This is a genomic window from Microcoleus sp. w2-18bC1 (assembly GCF_036700365.1).
GTDB lineage: Bacteria > Cyanobacteriota > Cyanobacteriia > Cyanobacteriales > Microcoleaceae > Microcoleus.
Map to the genome: position 1 here is coordinate 99,082 of NZ_JAUBOS010000017.1, position 4,433 is coordinate 103,514.

The following is a 4,433-nucleotide window of genomic DNA, read 5'->3' on the forward strand; positions in this document are numbered from 1 at the left end:
AACAGGTGCGATCGGTTGAGTATTTAATTTAACGGTATAAGTTCCAGTTGCACCGCCTTCCGTCGCAGTCGTGTTAGTGGGAGTAATGCTAACGCCTGCCGTGTCATTGTCGGTAATGGCGACGCTAACAGCCGGAATTGTGATGCTGTTATAGTTAGTATCGTTACTGGTAGCTGTATGGGCGATCGCACCTGCATGATTTCCTTCAACTGCATTGTCGTCCACAGCAGCCACCGCCACAGTTTGAGCGACATTCCAATTATTCGCTGTAAAAGTAAGTGCGGTAATTGGTTGAATTTGACTGCCTGTAGCCAAGTTAATCGTAACAGGTGCGATCGGTTGAGTATTTAATTTAACGGTATAAGTTCCAGTTGCACCGCCTTCCGTCGCAGTCGTGTTAGCAGGAGTAATGCTAACGCCTGCGGTGTCGTTATCGGTAATATTAGCCTTGACGGTATTGCCAGCAGTGCCATTGACCGTAAAACTTGCAGTAGTGCCGTTATAATTAGCATCGGTACTGATAGCAGTGTGAGCGATCGGGCCAGTGTGTGGCGAAGTTTCTGCTAGGCTATCCTCAACTGCACTGACTGTCACTGTTTGCGGTACAAACCAGTTAGTTGGAGTGAAACTAATGCCAGCAATAGGTTGAATTTGACTGTCAGTATTGAGTGCGATCGCCACATTTGCAGTAGGCTGATTAGTTAGCACCACTGTATAAGTATCCGTCGTCCCACTTTCAGCTACATTAGTGCTGCCGCCCGACTCAACAATCTTAACCTGCGGCCCGCCAGGAATTATTTTAGTAATAAAAGCATCAGAAGCACCTCCCCCATTCGCCGCTTGCAAAGGAGTTGCTGTTGGGAAATTAGTAGAAGCAGTACCTCCCGCTACATAAACTGCACCAGAAGCATCCACCGCAATACCACCACCGAAGTCGTTCCCGCTGCCACCTAGATAAGTAGAATCAACTAAGGCAGAACCAGATGAATCGATTTTCGTAATAAAAGCATCTTGCCCGCCAGCGCTGATACTTTGAATAGCATTCTTAGTTGGGAAATTAGTCGAAGTAGTATTTCCCGTCACATAAGCATTACCCGCACTGTCTGCTGTAATGCGATCGCCATTCTCCTCTCCGGTGCCACCCAAATAAGTTGAATAAGCCAAAAGGGGTGAAGCAATCAAAAGGCCCTCAGGACTTATTTTGGTGATAAAAGCATCTTTAGCACCACCTGCATTCGTCGCTTGAATTGGACTAACTGTAGGAAAATCAGTTGAAGAGGTATTTCCCACAATATAGGCATTTCCAGAACTATCTACAGCGATATCATTACCTTTATCTTCACCGCTGCCACCTAAATAAGTGGAATAAGTAAGTAGGCCATCCACGTTAAATCTACTGACAAAAGCTTCCACACCGCCTGGAAGTGTATCATTAGCTGAGATCAGTGGCAAGTTAGTCGAATTGGTATTTCCGGTAACCCAGACATTACCCGAATTGTCTAGTGCAATGGCTTTAGCATCATCGATACCAGCACCACCTAAATAGGTAGAGTAAACTAAAGCACTGCCTGTTGGATTAACTTTAGCAAGAAACCCATCCAGCTCGCCTCCTAAATATGTAGGCCGGAAGGCATTGGCAGTGGTGGGGAAACCGCCGTATGTCGGCCCGACAACATAAGCATTACCGCTACTGTCTACTTTAATGCCGTTGCCGAGGCTACTCCCGCTAGCGCCGAAAAAAGTACCACCAATCGCGCTACTGCCTAAAAAAGTAGAATAAACTAACAAATTTCCTGCTGCATTGAGTTTAGTTACAGCAGCACTCGTAGTATCTGCTGTAGGTTTAAAAGAACCGGCTGTAGTTGGATAACCCTGATTGACTGGCCCGGTTAAATAAGCATTTCCTTGACTGTCTACGGCAATGTCAAAACCTTCATCATTGTTAGGGCCGCCAATATATGTAGAGTAAACTAAGGCAGTTCCTTCGGGGTTAACTTTCGTAACCAAGATATCAGATTGACCCCCTGGTGTAGTTTGGTACGCACCAGGAGTAGTCGGAAAATTGTTAAAAGTAGTGCCAATAATGTAAGCCGCACCTGTGCTATCTACGGTGATGCGGTTGGCATTCTCATTGCCGCTGCCGCCTAAGTAAGTCGAGTAAGCTAAAACCGGGTCAATAACTAGGGGTTGAGTGGGGTCAAAATATCCCAAACTAAAATTAACTTGACCGTTTCCTAATAAATTGTAAGCGGCGGGAACATTCACCCGCTGTCCGTTGATATCTTGATAAACTATCGGTGCGTTATCAATTAATTCGCCTAGCGGTGTCTCTAATATTAGTGCGCCGTCGTCACGCAACCGGATGTCGTTAACACCAGTATAGTTCATCTTAATTTGACTCGGATCGGCAAAAGGTGCAACCAAAAACTCGCTCTTAAGTTGTCCTTCTGTGCCTTTGAAAACGCGGTCAATTCCTTGATAGACGTTTTGATAAACAACGCCGTTAAAAGTAGGAACGTCTGTGTGCCATTGACTGGAATCTTCGCTTAAAATAAAGTTAGCAACTCCCGGCAATTTTTCCAGCCCGGAAATTGTGGGATTCGGGTTGCTGTTGGCTAAGCTGCTGCGGACAATTGAAGAATTTGTTGGTTGATTTCCCGGTTCATTAGGTGGCTGGAAAGCGGTAAAGGTGATTTCGTTTGGAGTGAAATAGATACTGTGACCGGCACCTTTTACCTGGAATTTCACATTTGGATGGGTTTGTCCAGCATTTGCAATAAAACTTAAGGGAATTTGACCGTAAGATGCCTGTTGATTTTGAGAGCTCATAGCTGGTACCCCTGGTTCATGTTATGCGAGTAAGTATATACAAGTACCAGCTCTGCTGTATAGTAAATTCTTGCGAAAAATTTACGAAAAATACAATTTTATTGCGAAATTTATCGGATTGTCGATTAAAAATTGTAACACGGGCTACGGACTCGGTTTTTGTAGCTGGTTTTCTGCATTTCCAATCAGATTTTGATCGTATCGGGTCGATCGCGATTAAAGGCCAGGCCGGGTTTACAGGCTTTCTCGTTTCTATTAGAGATATTGGTGAACCTGCCCCTACAGGATTAATATCATGTCCGGTCAAATAGATATAATTCCTGTAGGGGCTCCCCTCACCGACAATAATTGCCTAAAACCGACAATCTCAGAAACCTGCCCCCACCCAACGACAAATCGCTGTTAAAGTTGATCGCGATATTTCTTAGGAGTCAAACCGACGATTTTGCAGAAAGTCTTGCTAAAGTGACTTTGGTCGTGAAACCCGATTTGCTCCGAGATATATGTTATTGATAAATCTTGCCTTTTCAACAACTGTTTGGCTTTCTCAATCCGGCAATTGGTGACGTATTGATGGGGAGTTACTCCAATTGATTGTTTGAACAAACGACTGAAATAATAAGGACTAATCTGCACTAAGTTAGCCAGTTCAGCTATGTGCAAATCTCGGTTTAGGTAGTCATTTATGTAGTTAATAACCATCTGCAATTTGACAGGATCGAGACCGCCTTCAAAATCTCGCCTATGCGGTTTTTGTGCACAATAGCGGTGCAGTATGTGCATTGAAAGCGCGTTTTTCAGTGCATCGACATAAAGAGTACCGTTTATTCCACCTGATTCGAGTTCGGTTTTGAGGGCCCAGCCAATGCCGAGAATCAAAGGATCGCTGATTTTCCAGTGCGGTATAATTTCAATGAGGTTTGAATTGGTCGATTCGCCAACTGTTTTGTCGAAGTCGGTAGGGTCGATCGCCATCGCGACAAATTCAGGATCTTCGACTGCACCTGACTGGAAATCAGTACCAGCACCACCAATGAAAATCTCTCCTCTTTGCCACGGTTCGCTACCGTAGTGTTTCCCGTTGAGTATTCCGTTTACTGTAACTGAATTGAGTATCAGCCCAATGTTGTGTTGTTGGAAACAGTGTTCTGGAGTTTCGTCTGCTGGCTGACGGTGATATTCGACGTGAATTCCCTCCCATTTTGTGCCGTGACTCGACAGGATTGAGGGACTCGGGAGAATCGATTTCATCGCGTCTGGCTGGGCAAAATCAAGAATTAAGGCTTTCTCTGAGGACATAGCTTGTACCTGGGGCAGTTGCTGTTATTCTAGAGCTCTTAAGTTCCCGCAGTTATACAAAAGATACCCAGCCTTGTGCATATTATAGCTCTGTTTGTCAAGGTTCCGCAATCAAAATTAATGGAGTTTGACTCTAGGGCGGTGTAGAGTCGATCGATAGTCGGCATTTTCATATCAGCCGTTGTGCCTACAATTAATTACTGATAATTCTTAACTTTTAGAGCGATAAATCTAAAATCTAAAATCTAAAATCTAAAATCTAAAATCTAAAATCTAAAATCTAAAATCTAAAATCTAAAATCTAA

The 4,433-nt window shown here is 44.1% G+C and carries 2 protein-coding genes; both read right to left on the reverse strand.

Annotated elements, in window-relative coordinates; translation table 11 throughout:
- Positions 1 to 2,829 (reverse strand): DUF7948 domain-containing protein (locus QT979_RS12465; protein ID WP_333310236.1); only part of this gene is annotated, 2,829 nt, incomplete at its 3' end.
- A 402-nt stretch (positions 2,830 to 3,231) separates the two neighbouring features.
- The gene (locus tag QT979_RS12470; protein WP_333310238.1) at positions 3,232 to 4,128 is read right to left on the reverse strand and encodes a helix-turn-helix transcriptional regulator; all 897 of its coding nucleotides are present in this window, start codon (positions 4,126 to 4,128) and stop codon (positions 3,232 to 3,234) included.
- Positions 4,129 to 4,433 lie beyond the last annotated feature (305 nt).

Bases quoted from the DNA above. Each gene is read 5' to 3' on its own strand.
- QT979_RS12470 (WP_333310238.1), bottom strand. From the start codon at position 4,128: ATGTCCTCAGAGAAAGCCTTAATTCTTGATTTTGCCCAGCCAGACGCG.